Source organism: Flavobacterium sp. SOK18b (assembly GCF_014156605.1).
Classification (GTDB): domain Bacteria; phylum Bacteroidota; class Bacteroidia; order Flavobacteriales; family Flavobacteriaceae; genus Flavobacterium; species Flavobacterium tiangeerense.
Genome location: NZ_QKNZ01000059.1, coordinates 19,385 through 42,906, shown reverse-complemented (window position 1 = coordinate 42,906; position 23,522 = coordinate 19,385). Strand labels below are relative to the sequence as shown.

The window sequence follows — 23,522 nt, the reverse complement described above, 5'->3', positions numbered from 1 at the left end:
ACTTACACAATCAGTTGTTTTAGTTCGTCAAGAGATATAGGCTTAACAATATAATTTGAGATTTCGTTATATTTTTTTGCTTTTTCAACATCAATGGGGTCAATCGAACTGGTCATGATATAGATAGTGATTGATTTTTTGATTGGAATTTTGATAAACTCATCCAGAAATTGCCAACCATTCCAAATAGGCATGTTTATATCTAATAAAATTAAATCAGGGAGTTTCCCATCCGTATTTATTATTGTTTTTAGTTTATCAAATGCTTCTTTGCCGTCTCTAAAAATCATGAAACTATTGCAGAAATCTGCAATTTCCATAATTCTTTTAGCACCAAAAACAAAGATTGGGTCGTTATCAATTATACAAGCAATATCTATCTTAGGCATTTTGAAAATATAATTTAAAAGTGGTTCCTTTATCAACTTCACTAGTTACGGTAATTTTGCCGCCTATAGCTTCTATTTGGTTTTTTGTAATAAATAACCCAATCCCTCGTGCATCTTCATTCATATGGAAAGTTTTATACATTCCAAAAAGCTTATCTCCGTTTTGTTTTAAATCTATCCCTAGACCATTGTCTTCAATACTTAATACAATTTTATCATTTTCAACAGTAGCATTCAACTTAATATAGGCCTTCCTTTTGTCTGATTTATATTTTATAGAATTCGATAAAAAATTCAATAAAATACTCTCTACATAAGCAGGAATTCCTAAAATAGATACATCTTTTTTTACTTCATTTAAGATCTTTACATGAGCATTTTTAGCTAGGATTTGTATATTATGGATACTGTTTTCAATTGCATTATTTAAATTTACGGGAGCAATATTTTCGGTTATTGTGGTATTCATAATTACCACTTCATTGAGGTGGCCTATAGTATCTTTTAAGTTTTTTGAGGCTAAATCTAGTAGTTGTATGATTTCGTTATCGGCATATGCAGGGTTTTCATATAAAAGTAATTCTAACATCATGGCAATATTGCCGGAGTGGGATCTAAGGTTATGAGAAACTATATGTGCAAAATTTTTCAATCGTTCGTTTTGATCTTTTGTGACAAACAGTAACGATTGAATTTCATTTTCTACCTTTTTAATGCTACTAATATCTACAGCTATCATTAAATAACCTGTAATTTCATTATTCCTTTTTACTGCTGTAACTGTAAGTTGAACCGGAAATTGAGTTCCGTCTTTTTTTACATACGTCCATTCGCTGGTTTCAAATTTTCCTTTATGTAGCACATGAGTAAAGACTTCAAAACCTTTGCATTTAATATTTTTTTCAATTAATATTTTTTCTTCTTGTGCTTCAATTTCTTCTTGTAAATGAATGGTTTCAGGAGTTTTTAAATTTATAACTTCCTCTTTTTTGAAGCCTAAAAGATTTTCGGCACCAGTATTAAAGGTAGTAATCAGTCCATCAATGTTAGTCTCAATAATAGCTACTTGAGTACTGGCATCTAGTATTCCTTGAAGTTTTGATACAGCTTGTTCTAGTTTATTTTCAGCATTTTTTTGAGAAGAAATATTTATTATTTGAGATATAATATATAAGGGATTGTTTTCTGAATCCCTAACAATAGACGAGGCTAATATTACATAAACAAATGTCCCATCTTTACAAATATACCTTTTGTCAAGGTGATAAAAGTTAATTTTACCCTCAACAAGTTTTTTGCGTAAAGCAATATCTTTTTCTAAATCATCTGGATGGGTAATATCTTGAAAAGTAAGTTGCATTAACTCATCATTAGTATATCCAGTGATTTCACATAAGTTTTTATTCACTTTAAGCCATTGCCCCTGTATGTTAAGTAACGCCATACCTATAGCCGCACTTTCAAAACTCCCTCTAAAAGCCTCTTCACTGACTAAAAGTTGTTCTTGTATTTTTTTTCTAGGAGTTATGTCTTCAGTAAGCATAATCAGTCCACCAATTGTATCTGAATCAGAGTACCATGGTTTTACCTCCCATTTTAGCCACTGGAATGAACCATCTTGGCGAATAAATTTTTCTTCCTCTTTTTTTCGCTTTGCACCAGTTAAGCAATGTTGGTGTATTTTTTTCCAATTGTCTCCTATTTCTGGAAAAATTTCATAATGAGATTTACCAATTATTTCTTGCCTTTGCAATCCATAATCAGTACACCATTTCTCTGATGCAGCAATGTATTTTAATTGCTTATCAAACATGGCAATGGCGGTAGGGGTCTGCTCTATAAATAATTTATTTCTTTCAAATTTTTTTTTAGTTTCTGTAATGTCAGAATGAGTTCCATACATCATTATTGGCAATCCTTCTTCTGTCCAGCTGATAATTCTTCCGTGATCTAAAATCCAAACCCATTCCCCATTTTTATGTTTCATTCTACATTCACAATGGTAAAATTCTCTTTTCTTACTAAAACATTCCTCTAGGATTTTCTGAGAAATCAGCAAATCTTCTGGATGAACCAAGTCTATCCAAGTTTGGATGCTTACGGGTTGAAGTTCTTCAAGTGTATATCCTATAATTTCTGCCCATCTATTATTAAAAAGAGCTTCATCAGTTTGAACATTCCATTCCCAAGTCCCCAAGTTAGTTGCCTCAAGAACACTTTGTAGTTTTTCTTTTTCTTTTATTAATTCAATTTTCGCATTCTTTTCAATAGTTATATCTTGAAACGTTCCATAGACTTTGGTGCATCTACCTTCTATAAATACTGTTTGGCCGATTGTTCTAATCCAACGGTGATTTCCTTTTGCAGTAATTATTTGTAAGCGATAATCAAATGGTTCGTTATTTTTTATCGCATTAGATATTGCTATGTTAATTATATCTCTGTTATCACCCTCTTTATAAAAATGAATAGCCGTTTCAAGATTAGGGATATAGTTTTCACTAACTTCATGGATTTCCTTTGTGATTTTACTCCAATAGATTTTTTGAGCTAAAATGTCAAATTCCCAATACCCAATTCTGGCAGCTGAATTACAATTTTCTAGTAAAACTTCTTGCTCTTTTAAGTACGTTATGTCAATATGTGCTCCCAGTAATCGTTTTTCATTACCATTTGGATTTTGGATGATTTTGCCATAGCATTTCATCCATATTGTTGTACCGTTTTGATGGGTAAATCTGAAAATTTGTTCGTAAACAAAATCAACGGTGCTTATATTTTTTATAATTACTTCTTGCAGTAATTTTGCATCATCTTTGTTTACGATGTTTTTCCACGAATTGTAATGGCTTGGTAAGTCGTTGTAATTATAACCTAGTTTTGACCAAAACTTAGGATTCATATAACTATTTTCGGGATTTTCTATATCCCAATATGAAAGGCCATCTAATGCAGTTTCTTGAATAAAATCAAATATAGAGTTGTCTTGTTTGATTAATTCGTATAATTCGGTTTTCAGATAACTCATAGGTTACATAAAATTTGTAATCAAAATTAATTAATTTTTTAATTTACTGTGGGTATGAATGCTTAAAAATGTAATTAATTAAAATTCACAAGGAATAAAAATAAGAAATTTTATCAAAAAAAATAAAAAAACCGTTGCAATTTTAACTTTGCAACGGTTTTTAAAAAAATTGATTTAAAATCAATACATTATTTTGGCATTACCACAGAGTCAATTGCATGAATTACACCATTTGAAGCAGCCACATCAGCAAGAACAACAGTAGATGTTGCTCCATTTGCATCCGTTAAAATTACTTTTCCATCTTTTAAGCTCAATTCGATTTTACCACCTTGAACAGTTGTAACGGTAAATTTACCATTATTTTTGTTGATTGCCTCAGTTACTGCTGCTGCGTCAAATTTTCCCGAAACTACATGATACGTTAAAACTGCTTTCAGTTTGTCAAGACTTTCTGGTTTCAATAGCCCATCAACTGTACCCGCAGGCAATTTGTCAAAGGCTGCATTGTTTGGTGCAAAAACTGTAAATGGTCCTTCGCTACTTAATGTTTCTACTAATCCTGCCGCTTTTACAGCAGTTACTAATGTAGAAAAATCAGCATTTCCAGCTGCTACACCTACAATGTTTGGTGTTTCAACAACTGCTGCAGAGTCAACTGCAACTGTTGTTGTGTCAGCGGTTTCTGCTGTTTCAGCAGTTTTCTTCTCTCCACATGAAGTTGTAATAACTCCTAATAGTGCCATAGCACCGATTACTTTTACTAATTTCATTTTAAATATTTTAGTTTAATTAAATTAAGATATTCAAATATAGGCATTTAATGTATTTGTTTAATATATTTAACAAAAAATTAAACAAAATTAAAAGCAGATGGTTTTCATGAGTTTAGCCAATCAGTTTTGAATTTAAAGAAATACTTTTTGAAATTGTAAAACACTTTTATTTTCTGTAATAATAATTCTATTTATTTGATAACAGCATTTATTTTACTCCAAAGGGTATTGTCAAAACCAGAAACTGCAAAGTTAGGGTTTGATGGGTCAGAAGCATTTCCCATTCTAACGATTACCATTTTTTTACTCGGGATAACATAAATTCTTTGATCGCTGGCTCCCATTGCTGCATACATATCAGCAGGTGCATTAGGCACAAGTGAACCTTGAAATACGGTTTGTTCACCTGGTATCATTGCACTCGATTTACCGTTCAACCACCATAGGTAGCCGTAAGATGGATTAATATTTTGAGACGTATTTACACTCTCGTTAAAAAAGGATTCGTTTACAATTGTTTCATTATTCCATTTTCCTTTATTTAATGCTAATAGTCCAAATCGCGCCATGCTTTTTGTTGTACTATGGTATATTGTGAAAATAGCTCCAAAATTCCAAAAGCCATCCATGCCAATTTTATTTTTTAATTTTTCATTAAAATAAGTTTCAAATGGTTTATTGCTAGCTTTTGCAATCACATCAGTTAATTTCTGAAAAACATTACTATAAGCCCATCGAGTATTGGCATCAGCAATGTAAGTTATATTTGATTTTATCATGAATTGTTTACTGTCATCATTTCCTGAAGTCATGGTCAATAAATTACGAACTTGGATTAGATCTTCTTTAGGTAATGGCATACTAGTCCATTCTGTACCCAGGTAATTAGATACTTTTGTGTTCAAGTTTACTAGTCCTTCTTGCACTGCTATTCCGGTTGTAGTTGCTACAAGTGTTTTACCTGCGCTATTCCATTCCCATGTATCTGTTGCTGTGTGTCCGTTGAAATATTCCTCCATTACTATTCTGCCGTTAACAAGAATTAGAAAGGATTTTGTGTTTTTTTGGATTAAAAAATCTTTTAATGGTTGTATTGCACTTTGATTCCAACCTAAACTTGCACTTGATGTGGTTTCCCAGTTGCTATTTGAATTTGATGGGAAATACATTTCAGTTGTGGAATTTAGTTCTACTTCCTCATTATTATTGCTACAGCTGCTTACTAATACAATACATAGTATTAAAATAAAATTTTTCATAATAGTTTTTTTTCTATGACTTCATATTTTTAAAAAGGTTTAACTATTTATTGTTTTTTAGGTTTAAAATCTTGAAAAATTCTAATTTAGATATGAAATAAACGTATTTAATGTTAATTTTAACAATTTAAATTTATAGACTAGAATAAAAAAACCGACTTACAATTGTAAATCGGTTTCTAGAAATTTATTTAAACAAATAAGCCTTCAATGCTTAAGTAATGTTCTCCTGTGTCGTAACAAAAAGTCAATACATTTGCATTTTCAGGAATTTCAGGAAGTTTCTTGGCTACTGCCGCAAGTGATGCTCCTGATGATATTCCTATAAACATTCCTTCTTCTTTTGCGGCCCTTTGTGCGTATGTGAATGCTTCGTCTTTGCTTACTTGAATTGTTCCATCCAATAAATCAGTATGAAGATTTTTAGGAATAAATCCAGCACCTATCCCTTGAATAGGGTGAGGAGCAGGAGCGCCACCACTAATTACAGGAGAAGCTTCTGGCTCTACTGCATAAACTTTAAGGTTTGGGAAATGCTGTTTTAGTATTTCGGCACAACCTGTTATATGACCACCAGTTCCTACTCCAGTAATCAAGTAATCCAAGCCTTCAGGGAATGCTTTTATAATTTCTTGTGCAGTGGTTTTTTTATGAATTTCAATATTAGCGGGATTTTCAAACTGAAGTGGAGACCAAGCATTAGGAGATTCATCAACTAGTTCTTGTGCTTTTTCTAGTGCTCCTTTCATTCCTTTTTCTCGGGGTGTAAGTACAAACTCGGCACCGTATAAGCTCATGAGTCTTCGTCTTTCTATAGACATGGATTCTGGCATAACCAATACTAATTTGTATCCTTTTACGGCTGCAACCATGGCAAGACCAATTCCAGTATTACCAGATGTGGCCTCAATAATGGTTCCACCTGCTTTGAGTAACCCTTTTTCTTCGGCATCTTCAATCATGGCAAGTGCAATTCTATCCTTGATGCTTGCTCCAGGATTAGCGCGTTCCAGTTTAATGAAAATATTATGGTTGTTGCCAAACAAACGATTGATTTTTACATGTGGTGTATTGCCAATTGTGTCGAGTATGTTGTTGAATTTTGTCATAACTTATATAGAGAAAAAATTAATATCTTTTGTTTCTAGTTGATTTAAAACTGTGTTTTTATTAGACTGCATGACAAATGAATACGGATTAACACTTTTGGTTATAAACGTATTTCCACCAATAATACTGTGATTACCAATTATTGTACTACCACCTAAGATGGTGGCATTAGCATAAATGATAACATGATCTTCAACAGTAGGGTGTCGTTTTTTTTCTTGCATGCTTTTTTCTACTTGCAAAGCTCCTAGAGTTACACCTTGGTAAACACTCACATGTTTTCCTATCACTGTGGTTTCACCAATTACAATTCCTGTTCCATGATCAATTATAAACGGAACTCCAATGGTAGCATTGGGATGGATATCTACTCCTGTTTTACTGTGTGCATACTCCGTTAAAATTCGGGGCAGTAGGCAAGGGGTTCTTGTTGCAATGGCATTCGCTATACGATATACTTCAATTGCAAAAAAACCTGGGTAGGAATTAATGATTTCCTGAATGCAATCAGCAGCTGGGTCTGTGTCAAGAATGGCTTGAGCATCTTGCTGCATGTTAGTGTATAAATGTGGTAAAGTAGTATAAAACGCTTCGGCATCATCAAGTATCACCTCTGTTGGTTTGTTCTTTACAATTTCGGATAAAATACTAATAAAATCGGCTTTGTTTTGATTTAAGAGTACTTCTATTTGAATGGTCTCTAAGGCTTTTTCAGGGAATAAAATTTTGAATAAGTCATCAATCCAATTGACAATTTTAGAGGAATCAATTGCTCGTACCCAATTATTATTTTGGTTTTCGCTTAAAAGTGAAGAAAATCGTTTGTTTTCAGGTGTCATTTTTATAAAATAAGTTCTAAATAATGTGGTCCTGCCCACGTTTTACAAAGATATAGGAGATTTGTTTAGAAAGTAGGGTACGTTTTGTAAATAATTGTTAATGTACAAAAAATATACAAATTAGCGTATTTCTGTGAGCATTGAAGCAAAAAAAATCCGATTGGCAAACGAGCCAATCGGATTTTATGAATTCAAAGAGTTTTATCTTACAAGTGAATTACTTCGCCATAAGCATCAGCAACAGCTTCCATTACTGCCTCACTCATAGTAGGGTGTGGGTGAATGGCTTTTAATATTTCATGTCCAGTAGTTTCTAGTTTACGAGCTACAACTGCCTCAGCAATCATATCAGTAACACCAGCACCAATCATGTGACATCCTAACCATTCGCCGTATTTAGCATCAAAAATTACTTTTACAAAACCATCTGGTGTTCCAGAAGCTTTTGCTTTACCTGATGCTGAGAATGGAAATTTACCAATTTTTAATTCGTATCCTTTTTCTTTAGCTTGTTTTTCTGTTAACCCAACAGATGCAATTTCTGGAGTTGCATAGGTACAACCTGGTACGTTTCCGTAATCAATAGGCTCTACGTGAAGTCCTGCAATTTTTTCTACACAGTTAATACCTTCGGCAGATGCTACGTGAGCCAATGCTTGACCAGGAGTTACATCACCAATGGCGTAGTAACCTGGAATATTGGTTGCATTGAAAGCGTCAACTAAAATTTTATCTCTATCAGTAGCAATTCCTACTTCTTCTAGTCCAATGTTTTCAATGTTGGTTTTGATTCCAACTGCTGAAAGTAAAATATCAGCTTCAAGAACTTCTTCTCCTTTAGCTGTTTTTACAAATGCTTTTACACCAGTACCAGCGGTATCAATGCGTTCTACAGAAGAGTTTGTCATGATTTTTACACCTGCTTTTTTCATAGAACGTTCCATTTGTTTAGAAATGTCTTCGTCTTCAACAGGAACAATGCTTGGCATAAATTCAACAATAGTTACTTCTGTTCCCATTGCGTTGTAAAAATGTGCAAACTCAACCCCAATTGCTCCAGAACCAACAATGATCATCGATTTAGGTTGTGTTGGCAATGTCATGGCTTGTCTGTAACCAATTACTTTTACACCATCTTGTGGTAAGTTTGGTAACTCACGAGAGCGAGCTCCAGTAGCTATAATAATGTGATCTGCACTATATTCTGTAACTTTATTTTCTTTGTCAGTAACATCAACTTTTTTGCCTGGTTTTAGTTTTCCAAAACCATCAATCACGTCAATTTTATTTTTTTTCATTAAGAATTGAACACCTTTGCTCATTCCATCTGCTACTGATCGGCTGCGTTGTACGACAGCTGGGAAATCTTTATCAAATGAGGATACTGTTAATCCGTAATCCGAAGCATGTTTTAAATAATCAAAAACTTGAGCCGATTTAAGTAAGGCTTTTGTTGGGATACATCCCCAGTTCAAACATACACCACCTAAGTTTTCTTTTTCTATTACGGCTACTTTAAAGCCCAATTGAGATGCTCTAATTGCAGTAACATAACCACCAGGACCACTTCCTAAAACTATAATATCGTATTTCATTGTAAAGTTTTTTTTGTTTTTTTTATTGATGAGAATGCAGTACTTCTACTATTTTCATTTACGACTTGTTTGAATCGCTTTTCGGATAGCAAAATTAAGGATTTATTTTAAAAAAAATTAACCGTTTTATAAGTTTATTAGCAATGGTGTTTGCACCAGCTCAATCATTTCATTTTTAAATAGGCTTCAATATAATTTGTGGTCGAAAAATACTCATCTCTAAGCTTTTTTAAATGTTTGGTAACAATTGCTAGTTCGGGATAATTTGGGTCGAGACAGTCCTTGATTTCTTTATCCCTAACCGAATTAATGATGTACCAAAAACCATTTCTAGAAGTATAATTGTCCTCAAAGATCGGATCATTCCCTTTGCTTTGTAAACCGGTATCAACGGCAATTGGAATTAAATTCAGCGTTTTTGTCACTCTTTCCCTTTCAAAAAAAGACATATAAAAAGTTTTGTTGTCAATAATAATGGGAACATTTGAATCTACATTGCTGTGTTTTAAATTGTATTTGGTATTGATAAAGTTGTAAAATTCATCAGCCTTTTTTTTGTCTTCAAAGACAAATCCGTAGCAATTTGGAAGGTCTTTTTTGAATTTTTTGGCTTGTACAATTTTATCACCCTCAATATTTGGTGCAATTCGTAGTGGGATGCACGAATATAAAAGTAGTATCAAGAAACCAATTCCTATTTTCTTCAATTGCTTGCAGGTTTAAATGTAACTATTAAAGCAGGTGAATTTAAACATTTTATTTTAATCAATTCGCCACTGAAAACTGAGAGTCATACAAATTCTTATAAAAACCACTTTCACGATTAATTAGTTCTTGATGTGTACCTTGTTCAACGATTAGCCCTTTGTCCATCACTACAATTTTATCAGCGTTTACAATCGTTGCTAATCGGTGCGCAATAACAATAGAGGTTCTGCCTTTTGTAATAGTCTCAGTAGCACGCTGAATCAATTCTTCAGAGTAGGTATCTATAGAAGATGTTGCTTCGTCAAGAATTAAAATACTTGGGTTACTCACATAGGCTCTCAAGAATGCAATTAATTGGCGCTGACCAGAGGATAGCATTACTCCGCGTTCTTTTACATCAAAGTCATAATTATCAGGCAAGCTCATGATAAATTCATGCACTCCAATTTTTTTGGCTGCAGCCAATACTTGGTCGCGATCAATTTCAGGATTATTTAAGGTGATATTATTAAAAATAGTATCAGCAAAAAGGAAAACATCTTGCAATACTACCGCAATTTGCTTACGTAAAGAACCTAAAGTATAATTTTCAATATTTTGATTATCAATATATATGGAACCGCTATTGATTTCGTAAAAACGATTCAGTAAATTGATAATAGTAGATTTTCCTGCACCAGTAGAACCTACAATGGCAATTGTTTGTCCAGCGTTTACTTCTAAATCAATTCCTTTTATTACTTCTTCATCAGGAATATAACCAAAACGAACTTTATTAAATTCAATATTTCCTTTAAAAATTGGCGCCTCAAGAATACCTGTATCTTGTATTTGATCTTGGGTGTCTAAAATATCAAAAACACGGTTGGCAGCAATCATTCCCAGTTGCATCTCATTGAATTTATCGGCAATTTGTCTTAGTGGATTGAACAACATTCCAATAAACATGGTGTATGAAAATAAATCTCCAAACGTAGTGAAATTGTCTCCGTTTAATATTTTGATTCCGCCGTAAAGCACAATAAAACCAAGTGTCAATGACGAAATAATATCTGCAATAGGGAAGAAGATAGAGTTGTATAAAATGGTTTTTATCCACGCTTTCTTGTGCTTGTCATTTATCTCTTTGAACTTTTCTGACTCAATATTTTCCCTATTAAAGAGTTGAACAATCTTCATGCCCGTGACACGCTCTTGTACAAAGGAATTCATATTGGCAATTTGAGTACGCACTTCCTCAAAAGCAACTTGCATTTTCTTTTGGAATATCCTCGTAACAAAAACCAGGATAGGCATGGCGACAATAACAATCCAAGTTAGGGTCCAGTTCATGTAAAACATAAAACCGAGCACCACAACCATTTTCATCAAGTCACTAATTATCATGAACAAACCTTGACTAAAAATTCTAGCAATAGATTCGATATCAGAAACCGAACGAGTCACCAATTGCCCCACAGGAACATGGTCAAAATATTTCATTCTAAAACTCAAAATGTGCTGAAACAGTTTGGTACGAATGTCTTTTACAATGTCTTGACCCAACCAGTTGGCCCAAAAGACAAAGTAAAATTGTGAAAACACCTCTAATAAAAGTACAATCCCCATTAAGATTACATACATCAATAATCCTTTTTGATCTTGTGTAGCAATGTAACCATCAACGGTTTGTTTCAATAAATACGGGCGTAACGCTGCAAATATTGACAATGAAATGGCAAAAATAACCACTCCATTAAAACGCCATTGATAGGGTTTTGTAAATTTTAATATTCGTTTGAATAATCTAGTATCAAATGCTTTTGCTTTCATATTATTTTTTGGAGCTGTTTACTTAATGAATTTGCTTTGCTCGTGTCTGCTATTCGTTACAAATGTAATTCACTGAACTCCTACGAAAATAAAAGTTGAGTGAAGTAATCAGGGCTATTGTGTAATGTAATCGTATTCTATTTTGGTTAAATATAAACCATGTGCAGGAACCGAGATCCCGGCTTTATCTCTGTTTTTACTAGCAATAATGGCTGTAAAATCCTCGAGTGTAATTTTATGTAACCCTACATTGATCAACGTTCCTACAATGGCACGCACCATATTGCGTAAAAACCTATTTGCCGAAACGGTAAAAACCAATGAATTGTTGTCTTTTTGTGTCCAATGCGCTTCATAAATCGTACAATCAAATGTGTTTACATCAGTGTTTACTTTAGAAAAACATTGAAAATCAGTGTGTAAAAACAGTATTTGTGCTGCTTGATTCATAAGTTCAATATCTAACGTTTGATGAAAGTACCAACTCTTATCTTGTAAAAATACATCTTTAAAAGTATGAATGTGATATTCGTAAGTTCTTTTAGTAGCATCAAACCTAGTGTGTGCATCATCATGAACTGCTATCAGGTCATAAATTACAATATCTTTGGGTAAATAAGAGTTGAGTTTGTGAATCAAACTTGTATTATCAAATGATTTTTCTATGTCAAAATGAGCATACATTTCTCTTGCGTGAACTCCTGTATCAGTCCTTCCGGCACCCATAAGATTTAGGGGTGTATTTAGCAATACCGAAAAGGCTTTGTTCATGGTTTCTTGAACAGAGGCTGCGTTAGGCTGGAATTGCCATCCGTGGTAATGCGTGCCATTATATGCAAATTTAACGAAATATCTCAACTGTTTTTTTTTGATGCGACAAAGATACTTATTAATTTTTGTGCAAGGAAATGACAAACTGCCAAAGTTTGTTAAGAATGAATTCGATTTCATTATTGAACCAAGAATGGCTATTTTTACCAAAATTTCTAGCCCAGATAGCAGCGGTATCTCCCGATTTTAAAAAATAAGGCTTTTTAGCCGTAGTTTTTTTGATCGGGAATAAAGCGAATAGCTGGAAAAAGCTCCTAAAAAAACTTAAATTGAAAAAAATCCTTTTACTTTCGGATACGCACAGTCATATAGACGATACCATTTTGAAATATGTGGACCAAGCCGATGAAGTCTGGCATGCGGGCGATATAGGTAATCTGATTGTTACTGATGCGCTACAAAAAGTAAAACCTTTGCGTGCTGTTTATGGTAATATAGATGATGCAAAGGCTCGAATGGAATTTCCATTACACAACCGATTTATGTGTGAAGGAGTTGATGTGTGGATCACACATATTGGTGGTTATCCTGGGAAGTACAATGCTAGTATTAGAGAAGAACTACTTGTAAATCCGCCGAAAATATTTATTTGCGGACACTCTCATATACTGAAAGTTATGTTTGATAAGAAACTGAATCTTTTGCACCTTAATCCTGGAGCCGCTGGTATAAGTGGTTTTCATCAAGTACGCACTATGTTGCGATTTGTGATAGAAGGAGATAAAATTAAGGATATGGAAATTATTGAGTTGGGTAAACGGGGTTAGAATTCTTTTTATGATAGTGTATGGGAACTTCAATGCTTACAGTTGTACCCCAATTGAGTTTTGAATCAATATAAAATGTCCCTTTCAAGTTATTGATTCTAGACTTAATTTGGTTAATTCCAAAGCCCTCAAGAATATGAAAATTAGAAGAATCAAAACCTTTTCCGTTATCAATAATTTTTATTTGCAACGTGTTATTATTTTCGTTCAATGAAACTATAGATTGGCAGGCTGTACTGTGTTTTATAGTATTGTTAATGAGTTCCATAATGATGAAATAGATTTTCATTTCAAAGTCTTCGTCATAACGGGTGTTTCGATCTACTGAATTGTTAAAGACAAAGTTCAGTAATGAGTTTGTGTTTTTTTCGCATAGATCTTCCAGAGCATCAAATAATCCAAAACGAACCAGTAACGAAGGCATTAATTCATGGGATAAATCCCGAACTTGGTCGTGTGCATTTTCAAGGATTTGTTTTGTTTTAGTAATTTCAGTAGGGAAATTTTGTGTTTGATTGGTAAAAGCTTGTAATTGCATTCCTGCAGATGATAATAGAGCACTTATGTTATCATGTAAAAAAGAAGCAATTTTTTTCCGTTCTAATTCTTGACCATTAATGGAGGCATTTAGTATGTTTTCTTGAACCTTGCTTTGTAAGTCTTTAATTTTGTTTTTGTGTTTTAACTTTGCGTTTAAAGTTAAAATATAAAAGACCAAAGAGAGTAATAGCAAGATTACGGCTACAACAATTACAATTTTTTTATTGCGGTATTGTTCTTCTAATAATTCTATTTGTTTGGTTTTGAACTCACTTTCAATTTTGTCAATTTCACGTTTATATTCGTCGATTTCAAGATTTATTCCTGCAACATTTGCTTTTTTTAGTTTTTCCTCGTCTTTTAATTCTTCGGTCAATCTAATGTAGGAGTCGAGGTAAGAGTATGCTTTTTTGTAATCTCCAGTTTTTGTTAAAAATTTAGAATACTCAAGATAAGAAAATGATAAATCTGATTTTTCATCTCCTTGAATCCCTAGTCTGATGGCATTCTCAAAATGTAAGGTAGCTTTTTTAGTATCATTAATACTCGAATAATACATTCCGTTAAGCATGTGCAGCGCTACAATTGTAGATGCATCACCGTCCTTTTTATGATTTTTATTGATGTAATCTAAATAGGGATACCCATTTTTAAAATCACCAATATCAAAGTACGCCCAGGTAATATTTAGTTTTGTAAATAAAATTTGTGCAACATCATTAATATTAGTGCTGTATTCTAATGATTTTTTATAGTAATAAATTCCTTCTTTGTATTGTTTTTTATCAAAGCAATAAATGTTTCCAATATTGTTGTATAGCCAGTTTTTTAATACATCATTATTGGTTTTTTTGGCATAAATTAATCCTTTGTTGTAATAATAAAATGCTTTGTCAGGTTCTGAAAGTTGATCAAAATTAGCTGCAATAGTGTTGTAGCAGCTAGCAATGATATTATTGTCTTTAATTTGAATAGCTTTGCTGAGTGCTAGTCTAGATTGTATCAAAGATTTCTCATAGCTGCCCTCTCGCATGAGTTCAATAGATTTGTTAGAAAGCAATATGATATCCTTCATTGTTTGGGTTTTGTCTTCGGCCAATAACAAAACAGGGAAAAAGCCAAAAATAAATAAAAACAGAATTGTAATTTGCTTGTTTAACATGCTGCTGTAATTAATTCTTGTATTTAAAAGCCAATACAAAGGATGTATTAATAGTGATATATTGATATTTAAGTCTTTATAAGCTTGTTTTTAAGGGCATATTTAACCAAACTAATGGAGTTTTTTGCGTCTAATTTTTTCATAATATTTTTACGATGCGTTTCTACAGTATTCATACTGATAAAGAGTTGATCGCTTATCTCTTTTCCACTAAATTCAAGAGCAATTAATGTTATAATCTCAAGTTCTCTATCTGTTAAGATAAAATCTCCATTTTGATCGAGTTTGTTTAATTTTGGATTTTCTTTGGTAGCAGAATTAAATATTTTCTCTCTAACAGATCTACAAAAATATTCTTCCCCATTGTGCACAGCTTGAATGGCTTCAACAATATTTTCACCTGCACATTTCTTGGTCAAATAGCCGCTTGAACCTAATTTCATAACTTCTTTAATGATTCGTAAATCATCATGACTAGATAAAATTATAATCTTACAAGGAAATCCTTTTGATGCAAATTCTTTTATGACTTGTATGCCATCTTTTTCGGGCATGTTGATGTCTAGTACTAATATGTCAGAACTATTTTGAACAACTTCCTGATACAAATTAGATCCATTTACAGAAAAACCAACGACTTCAAAGTGAGGGTTTGTGTGGAGTAGCGTTTTAATACCATCGATTAATATTTGATGGTCATCTGCAAGGTGAATTCGGATTTTATCAGACATAAAGTTTTAATATAATCAAATATATAAAAAATAACAGACACTAATTTGATTTTGTATTTATTATTTCTTACAAAATTTTGAAATTTAATGTAATTGAAATATTTGTCAAATTGCAACAACGTATTATATTTATTTATCTTATCATTTTCAATAAATCACAAAAAAACCCGAAAATTAATTCGGGTTTTCTTCGCACTAATAAATAAAAAATTATAGTATTATCTCAATCTGTCCACAGATTTTACGAGATCTTCATCTTTCTTGATCGCCTTATTAGCCAAAACTAAAAACACGATAGCAAGAACAGGTAGAAACATCCCAATACCTTTCTCAGAAACAGCAGGTGTTTCTCCAGATAAATTTAGCGAACGATAGACAAACAATGCTAATAAAATCATATTTAATATGATATTCAATCTGCCCATAACAAATTGATTTTGTCTCTTTTTAAATGAAATGATACTCACTAGTGTCAGCATAGTACTTAGTCCAAGAATGATGGTATAGATTTGATTTTGCATAAAATAATATGCTTTTCCATCATTTAAGGTCCAAAGTGGCAAGAAAAACAACAAAACACCAGTCATAATGAATACTAATGCTAGGTATACGGTTTGAATTCGTTGTATCATTTTTTATATTTGTTTTACAAAAATATATTTTCTTTTTTAAAAATACTATTGTATGCTAATTTTTTATTCGTATTATTGCATCATAATACCGTAATAACTTCATACTGCGGTCAGTTGATTTAAAAAATTACCACCTATCTTTTATAACATCTCCAACAAAATTAATTAAATTCCTAGAACATTCATGTTTGATATTTCTGCATTAAAAGAAATGAAGCTTTCTGAGCTTCAAGAAATTGCTAAATTAGCAAAAACCATAAAGTTTAACGGTGTAAAAAAAGAAACATTAATTGGGCTAATACTAGAGCAACAAGCACTTAGTAAAGCACCGGAGAATGTTGCAAAACCTAGTGAGAATCTTGAAGAGGAAAAAACAAAAAGAACAAGAATACTTCCTGTAAAAAAAGCACCCATTCAAAAAAACGAAAAAAGTACGCTTTTTGAAAATGATATATCCGTTACTCCAGAGGCAATTACTACTGTATCTCCTGATAACGAAACTGCAACAGATACAAAAACAGAGGACATTCCAGCAATGTCCACGAATATTGAGGAAGATGGTGTTAAAAGGGGTAAAGCTATAAAATTTAATAAATCAGCATACGAGAAAAAGATAGCTTTAAAGAAAAATAAGGAAGAAGTTAAAACAGTAGAATCAGAGCCAGAAACGATAGTTGAAGATGCTCCTGCTGTAAAAAATGAATTACCACTTGCTATAAAAAAAATAAACCCGAATCAGCTCAATAAGCAAAACACTAACGGGAACGTAAATCAAAATCCGAATTTTAAAAACAAAAAAAGCAATTTTGCTGCTGCCGATTTTGAATTTGATGGAATCATTGAAAGTGAAGGAGTGTTAGAAATGATGCCTGATGGATATGGTTTTTTACGATCTTCAGATTACAATTACTTAGCATCACCAGATGATATTTATTTATCTACTTCACAAATTAGACTTTTTGGATTAAAAACAGGAGACACGGTAAAAGGAGTCGTACGTCCACCAAAAGAAGGTGAGAAGTTTTTCCCATTAGTGCGCGTTTTAAAAATCAACGGACATGATCCACAAGTTGTTCGAGATAGAGTTTCATTTGAACACCTAACGCCAGTTTTTCCATCAGAGAAATTCAAATTGGCCGAAAAACAAAGCACTGTTTCTACTCGCATCATCGATTTGTTTTCACCAATAGGAAAAGGACAGCGTGGTATGATTGTAGCACAACCAAAAACGGGTAAAACCATGTTGCTTAAAGAAATTGCAAATGCTATTGCCGCCAATCATCCTGAAGTTTATTTGATCGTTCTATTAATTGACGAGCGTCCAGAGGAAGTTACTGATATGCAACGCAGTGTGCGTGGTGAAGTAATTGCTTCTACCTTTGATAGAGAACCACAAGAACACGTAAAAATAGCTAACATTGTTCTTGAAAAAGCCAAGAGATTAGTAGAATGTGGTCATGATGTTGTTATTTTATTAGATTCCATTACCCGTTTGGCAAGAGCCTACAATACCGTTCAGCCTGCATCCGGTAAAGTTTTGAGTGGTGGTGTTGATGCGAATGCACTACAAAAACCAAAACGTTTTTTTGGTGCTGCTCGTAATGTAGAAAATGGAGGATCTCTAAGTATCATTGCAACTGCATTAACTGAAACAGGATCGAAAATGGATGAAGTAATTTTTGAAGAATTTAAAGGTACAGGAAATATGGAGTTGCAGCTTGATAGAAAAATTGCTAATAAACGTATTTTTCCAGCTATTGATTTAACTTCTTCTAGCACAAGACGTGATGACTTATTGTTAGATCAAAAAACATTACAAAGAATGTGGATTATGAGAAAATACCTTTCTGATATGAATCCTATTGAAGCTATGGACTTTGTAAATGACCGATTTAAGAAAACTAAAAATAACGAGGAGTTTTTAATTTCTATGAATGATTAAATTTCATTTAAACATTTAATTCGTACTAAATACCAAACCCAAAAGAATTTCTTTTGGGTTTTTTTATGTTTTTCTAATACTCTAAAACCAATATAGAAATGCAAAACTTAGTTTTAAAAACATCAAACCACGCCATTTGTTCGTTGTTAATTAATTGTTAAATGGTGTAATATAATTTAGTAAAGCTTGATTTACATTTATTTTTATAGCAAATAACTAATAAAACCTACTAAATGAAGAAATTTTTCATTTTTACAGCTATTGCTCTTACCAGTCTTGTACCTTTAGAAAATCAGGCCCAATCTAAAAAGGAAAAAGACAAAAATGCCGTTGTAGTGCCAGCTCCTGAAAAGAAACCAGAGACAACTATTAAGGAGTATAGCAAAGTAATTACAAAAGATGCTATAACCGATGAGGGTTTGTTTACAGTCCACAAAGTAGACAAAAAGTATTTTTTTGAAATCCCAAATAAGCTTTTAGATAAAGACATGTTGCTGGTGAGTAGATTGTCAAAACTCCCTTCAAATTTAGGTGGTGGATATGTAAATGCAGGTTCGGAAACGAATGAACAACTTATTGTTTGGCAACGTTTTCAAGATAAAATTTTAATAAAACTTAAATCGTTTAGTGCTGTTGCCGCTGATAGTTTGCCAATAAGCATTTCGGTTAAAGCTAATAATTACGAGCCTACTTTATTCGCTTTTGATATAGTAGCCTTTAGCAAAGACACCTTAAATACTGTAATTGATGTGACTAAGTTTTACAGTACTGACGTGCGATCCATAAGCGGATTGTCTGCAGAAATGCGAGAAACCTACAAAGTGAGAGGTATAGATGAGTCTCGAAGTTTTATCAATACCATGAAAAGTTTCCCTATGAACATTGAGGTGATTCAAGATTTTACCTATAATGCTTCAAAACCACCCGTACAAGTTGATTCTGAAACAATCAGTATTCAAATGAATCAATCGATGATTTTATTGCCAGAAAAGCCCATGCAACCCAGACTGGCCGATGATCGGGTAGGATGGTTTACGATGGATCAAATAGACTATGGCAGCGAAGCTTTAAAATCAGATAGTAAAAGATACATTCGCCGCTGGAGATTAGAACCTAAAGATCCAGTTGCTTACACCAGAGGAGAGCTTGTAGAGCCAATAAAACCTATAGTTTACTATCTTGATCCTGCCACTCCTGTTAAGCTTAGAAAGTACATCAAGCAAGGAATTGAAGATTGGCAAAAACCATTTGAAACAGCTGGTTTTAAAAATGCTATTATTGCCAAGGATGCTCCAAGCAAAGAAGAAGATCCAGATTTTAGTCCAGAAGATATTCGCTACTCTGTGATTCGTTACGTAGCAAGTACTACAAGAAATGCTGTTGGACCTAGTGTTTCTGATCCTCGTACTGGAGAAATTATTGAGAGTGACGTAATTTGGTATCACAATCATTTGCGTTCGTACAGAAATCGTTATTTACTAGAAACAGGTGCAGCAAATCCTTCGGCTCGAACATTAAACACTAGTGATGAAGAAATGGGCGAAATGATGCGAATGGTTATTGCGCATGAGGTAGGACATGCACTCGGTTTTCCGCACAATATGGGTGCAAGTTGCGCATACAATACCGAAAGTTATAGAGACGGAGCTTTTACTCAAAAAAACGGAATTGCAGCAAGTTTGATGGATTATGCTCGATACAATTATATTGCGCAGCCAGGAGATAAAAATATTCGTTTCATTCGTCAAATGGGTCCTTATGATCATTATGCCACTAACTGGGGGTATCGATACATACCAAACGCTAATTCTCCAGAGGCTGAAGTTCCAACTTTGGATAAGTGGATTATGGAAAAAGCAGGAGATATAACCTATAAGTTTGGGAGTCAAAGTAGTAGTTTTGATCCTACTTCACAAACAGAAGATGTAGGGAATGACGCCATGAAAGCCAGTACTTATGGATTGAAAAATTTACAATATGTTGCAACTCATTTACCTGAGTGGACCAGTGATGTGACTAATAATTACGAAGACCTTGATGAGTTATACAAAGAAATGCTAGATGTATGGGGAAGGTATGTAGGGCATGTTGTTACTAATATAGGTGGAGTGTACGAAAGTTATAAAAAACCCAATCAAAAAGGGAGTGTATATAATGTTGTGCCAAAAGAAAAACAAATAGAAGCCATGCAGTGGTTGCAGGCTAATGCATTTGCTTCTCCTACATGGATTGTTAATGTAAATACCTTAAAAAATCTTGACTATACTGGGTATACAGAGCGTTTTAGAAATATACAAGCACGTTTTCTAAACAGTGTATTGAGTTTTGAACGTCTAGGAAGATTGCTGGATGCCGAAATTGTAGGAACTAATAATTATAAAGCTTTAGACGCTTTGAGTGATATGCGTAAAGGTATTTGGAAAGAAGCTTCGGCTGGAGCCAATGTTACCATTTACAGAAGAAACCTGCAAAGAGCATATATAGAAAGAATGAGCTATTTAATGAAAGAAGAAATAAAATCAGGACGCCCATCTGATTTTTATAATGTCGCACAATCAGATGTACGTGGCCTGGTTCGTGGGGAATTGAATGTATTAAAAGTACTTTTGACAACTGCTCGATCTGCTGCTGTCAATATTGAAACAAAATATCATTATGAAGATGCTATAAAAAGAATTGATCTTATTTTGAATCCAAGATAACATAAGATTGATTTGCATTTACTTTAAATTTTGCCTCCAACTGTATCATACATTTGGAGGTATTTTTTTGGAATGATGTTTTGCTATAAAAAAAAGGTTATACATCTTTGTAGAGCAGGGTAATTGCAATTGAATAGTATAATAAATTATTATTAAAACAATTTCAACATTAGTGATTTCGTTCCCATGCTATTTTCATTTGAGAACAGTGTTTGTATTCTTAAAAATAGGAACGAATATTATGTTGAATAATTTAGATTTTGTTTGTGTTTTATGCAAACATTTAAGATAAAAACTAATATTTTTTTCAAAAATGTTCTTTGTGCAATTTTTCTTTGTAAATTTCGGTGTAATTCAAAATCTTTTCAAATGAAAGTATACCCTATGCCTGAAAATGAAATTGAGCGTCTAAGAGTTCTTAAGGACTATGCAATTTTGGATACTATTTCAGAGAAAGAGTACGAATCAATCACACAGTTAGCTTCCTATATTTGTGGTGTTCCTATAGCATTAGTAAGTTTAATTGATAAAGACAGACAATGGTTTAAAGCTAGTGTAGGGCTGAATGCAAGTGAAACATCGCGAGAAGATTCTTTTTGTCAATATACCATCATGAACAATCATGTTTTTGAGGTTGAAAATGCAACGGAACATGAATTATTTTATGATAACCCGTTGGTTTTGGGAAACCCAAATATAAGATTTTATGCAGGTGCTCCATTGATCAACAAAAATGGCTTTGTCATGGGGTCTCTTTGTGTTATTGATACGGAACCCAAACGTTTAAATGAAGAACAAAAAAATGCTTTACAACTTTTAGCAAATCAAGTGGTCGCGTTACTAGATGCGAGGAAGAAAAATTTAGAATACTTGGACTCTCAAAAAGAGTTGCAAAATTTCATAGATCTCTCAAAGGATTTGGTTTGTATAGCAAATTTAGATGGACTTTTCTATAAAGTAAATCCAGCTTTTACAGCGGTTTTAGGATTTGAAAAACAAGAGCTAGAAGGAAAACCTTTTATAGATTTTGTTCATCCTGAGGATGTGCAATCAACACTTGATGAGGTAGGAAAACTTGCTGATTTAAAGCAGACAGTTAGTTTTGAAAATAGGTTTAGAACTAAAGATGGATCATATATAAATTTGAGTTGGAACACTTCACCAGATCCAGAAACAGGAAATTTATACGCAATTGCTAGAAATGTTCAAAAAGAAAAGCTTGCAGAACAACATCTAAAAGAAGTGAATTATTTACTTGAGGAGTCTCAGCAAATTGCTAAAATTGGCAGTTATAATTATAATTTTGTTACAAAAAATTTGATTTGGTCTGATGAGTATTATCGTATTTTTGAAATGGATAAGATGCCTACAGATGAGTTAGTTGCAAAAATTAGAACTTTAATCCACCAAGATGATTTAATAGTTTTGGATAATATTATGGAAGAGGTGTCCAAAACCGGTAACAGGTTCAAAACAAATTATAGAATAGTTTTTCCAGACGGAAGAGTTAAATATATTTTAGCTATGGGTGAACCCGTAATGGATGCTCAAGGTTCCATAATTGCACTTAACGGTGTTGTACAAGACGTTACAGACATTACGGTTGCCGAACAAAATCTTTCCGAAAAATCTAAAGAAATCAAAGATATCAGAGCTGCACTCGATGAGGCTGCTATTGTATCAATATCTAATAGAAAAAGAAAACTAACGTATGTTAATGATAATTTTTGTACTGTTTCAAAATTTGATAGAGAAGAGTTGATAGGAAATGAACAACCAAACATGGCTGCTTTTTTTGAAACTGATTTTGGAAAACAGATTTCAGAAAACATTTATAACGGTACAACTTGGAAAGGCGAAGTACAACACAAAGCAAAAGATGGGACTTTTTATTGGGAAAATAAAACGATTGTTCCATTTTTAAATAATAAAGGAGTTCCATACCAATATATTTCAATAGGCACAGATATTACGGATAGAAAGATTGCCGAAGAAAATCTTATTGACGCACTTACTAGTTTAGAAAAGAAAAACCGAGAACTTGATGAATATGCCCATGTAGTATCTCATGATTTAAAATCACCTTTAAGAGCTATTTACAGTCTCTCTGAATGGATTGTTGAGGATATGCCTGAATTGCCAGAAAAAGTTAAAGGACATTTTGATTTACTGCGTCGTAGGGTATCCCGAATGGACAATTTAATCAATGGTGTTCTAGAATACTCAAGAATTGGTCGTATTGAAATTGAGAAAGAAAGTGTAGATACACATGATCTATTAGAACAATTGGTAGATTCTATTGTTCCTGATACTTTTGAAGTTTCAATAGGAACTAATTTCCCTATTGTACTAGCCGAACGAATTTTGTTACAGCAAGTATTTACGAACTTGATTGGTAATGCAGTGAAATATAATGACAAACCACTTGGTAAAATTGAATGTAGTTATCAATCTTTGACTGATTTTCATGAATTCACAATCAAAGATAATGGACCAGGCATTGCAGAGATATACCAACAAAAAGTATTCAATGTTTTTCAAACAATTGAAGCCCGTGATGTAAAAGAAAGTACTGGAATTGGCTTGTCGATAGTAAAAAAAATAGTCGAGGAAAAAGGTGGAATAATTTACATCAAAAGCCAAGAAGGAGAAGGATGTAGTTTTATTTTAACAATTCCAAAATAACAGGATTTAAACAA

Annotated in this window: 17 protein-coding genes; 4 read left to right on the top strand and 13 right to left on the bottom strand. The window is 33.0% G+C overall.

The annotated features are described in order from the left end of the window. Window positions 1-2 precede the first annotated feature (2 nt). The 10 genes from DNC80_RS09875 to truA form a co-directional block, all read right to left on the bottom strand. Complete coding sequence (locus DNC80_RS09875) at window positions 3-389, bottom strand: response regulator (protein ID WP_182651073.1); 387 nt, start codon at window positions 387-389, stop codon at window positions 3-5. Beyond that, window positions 382-3,417, bottom strand: coding sequence for a PAS domain S-box protein (locus DNC80_RS09870; protein WP_182651072.1), 3,036 nt, complete (start codon window positions 3,415-3,417; stop codon window positions 382-384). The genes DNC80_RS09875 and DNC80_RS09870 overlap by 8 nt, the downstream gene beginning before the upstream one ends. 188 nt (window positions 3,418-3,605) lie before the next feature. Next, complete coding sequence (locus tag DNC80_RS09865) at window positions 3,606-4,190, bottom strand: fasciclin domain-containing protein (RefSeq protein WP_182651071.1); 585 nt, start codon at window positions 4,188-4,190, stop codon at window positions 3,606-3,608. Between the two features lie 194 nt (window positions 4,191-4,384). Further along, the gene (locus tag DNC80_RS09860; RefSeq protein WP_182651070.1) at window positions 4,385-5,452 is read right to left on the bottom strand and encodes a serine hydrolase; all 1,068 of its coding nucleotides are present in this window, start codon (window positions 5,450-5,452) and stop codon (window positions 4,385-4,387) included. A 191-nt stretch (window positions 5,453-5,643) separates the two neighbouring features. Continuing rightward, window positions 5,644-6,561 carry a cysteine synthase A gene (gene cysK / locus DNC80_RS09855; protein WP_182651069.1) on the bottom strand — a complete coding sequence of 306 codons (918 nt, stop codon included), beginning with the start codon at window positions 6,559-6,561 and terminating at the stop codon, window positions 5,644-5,646. Between the two features lie 3 nt (window positions 6,562-6,564). Then, entirely contained in the window at window positions 6,565-7,401 is an 837-nt protein-coding gene (locus tag DNC80_RS09850) for a serine O-acetyltransferase (protein ID WP_182651068.1), read from the bottom strand. Window positions 7,402-7,607: 206 nt separating this feature from the next. Next, on the bottom strand, window positions 7,608-8,996 hold the full coding sequence (lpdA, locus tag DNC80_RS09845; RefSeq protein ID WP_182651067.1) for a dihydrolipoyl dehydrogenase: 1,389 nt from the start codon (window positions 8,994-8,996) through the stop codon (window positions 7,608-7,610). 164 nt (window positions 8,997-9,160) lie between these two features. Then, window positions 9,161-9,703 carry a hypothetical protein gene (locus tag DNC80_RS09840; RefSeq protein ID WP_182651066.1) on the bottom strand — a complete coding sequence of 181 codons (543 nt, stop codon included), beginning with the start codon at window positions 9,701-9,703 and terminating at the stop codon, window positions 9,161-9,163. Between the two features lie 58 nt (window positions 9,704-9,761). Next, window positions 9,762-11,516, bottom strand: coding sequence for an ABC transporter ATP-binding protein (locus tag DNC80_RS09835; protein WP_182651065.1), 1,755 nt, complete (start codon window positions 11,514-11,516; stop codon window positions 9,762-9,764). 114 nt (window positions 11,517-11,630) lie between these two features. Continuing rightward, entirely contained in the window at window positions 11,631-12,374 is a 744-nt protein-coding gene (gene truA / locus DNC80_RS09830) for a tRNA pseudouridine(38-40) synthase TruA (RefSeq protein ID WP_182651064.1), read from the bottom strand. Window positions 12,375-12,616: 242 nt separating this feature from the next. Between truA and DNC80_RS09825 the strand changes: the two genes are divergently transcribed. After that, window positions 12,617-13,114, top strand: coding sequence for a metallophosphoesterase (locus DNC80_RS09825; RefSeq protein WP_144892530.1), 498 nt, complete (start codon window positions 12,617-12,619; stop codon window positions 13,112-13,114). Here the strand turns inward: DNC80_RS09825 and DNC80_RS09820 are convergent. The 3 genes from DNC80_RS09820 to DNC80_RS09810 all read right to left on the bottom strand — a co-directional run bounded on the left by DNC80_RS09820 (window position 13,089) and on the right by DNC80_RS09810 (window position 16,179). Next, the gene (locus tag DNC80_RS09820) at window positions 13,089-14,729 is read right to left on the bottom strand and encodes an ATP-binding protein (protein WP_255493215.1); all 1,641 of its coding nucleotides are present in this window, start codon (window positions 14,727-14,729) and stop codon (window positions 13,089-13,091) included. The two genes, DNC80_RS09825 and DNC80_RS09820, sit on opposite strands and share 26 nt — an antisense overlap. A 155-nt stretch (window positions 14,730-14,884) precedes the next feature. Further along, entirely contained in the window at window positions 14,885-15,547 is a 663-nt protein-coding gene (locus DNC80_RS09815; protein WP_182651062.1) for a response regulator transcription factor, read from the bottom strand. Between the two features lie 218 nt (window positions 15,548-15,765). Then, a complete protein-coding gene (locus DNC80_RS09810; RefSeq protein ID WP_182651061.1) occupies window positions 15,766-16,179 on the bottom strand; it encodes a DUF4293 domain-containing protein in 414 nt (137 codons plus the stop codon). Window positions 16,180-16,363: 184 nt separating this feature from the next. On the opposite strand from DNC80_RS09810, the gene rho reads away from it, so the two are divergent. The 3 genes from rho (at window position 16,364) to DNC80_RS09795 (ending at window position 23,508) form a co-directional block, all read left to right on the top strand. Next, entirely contained in the window at window positions 16,364-18,121 is a 1,758-nt protein-coding gene (gene rho / locus DNC80_RS09805; RefSeq protein ID WP_182651060.1) for a transcription termination factor Rho, read from the top strand. Window positions 18,122-18,354: 233 nt separating this feature from the next. Beyond that, entirely contained in the window at window positions 18,355-20,823 is a 2,469-nt protein-coding gene (locus DNC80_RS09800) for a zinc-dependent metalloprotease (protein WP_182651059.1), read from the top strand. 369 nt (window positions 20,824-21,192) lie between these two features. Next, a complete protein-coding gene (locus DNC80_RS09795; RefSeq protein ID WP_182651058.1) occupies window positions 21,193-23,508 on the top strand; it encodes a PAS domain S-box protein in 2,316 nt (771 codons plus the stop codon). Window positions 23,509-23,522 lie beyond the last annotated feature (14 nt).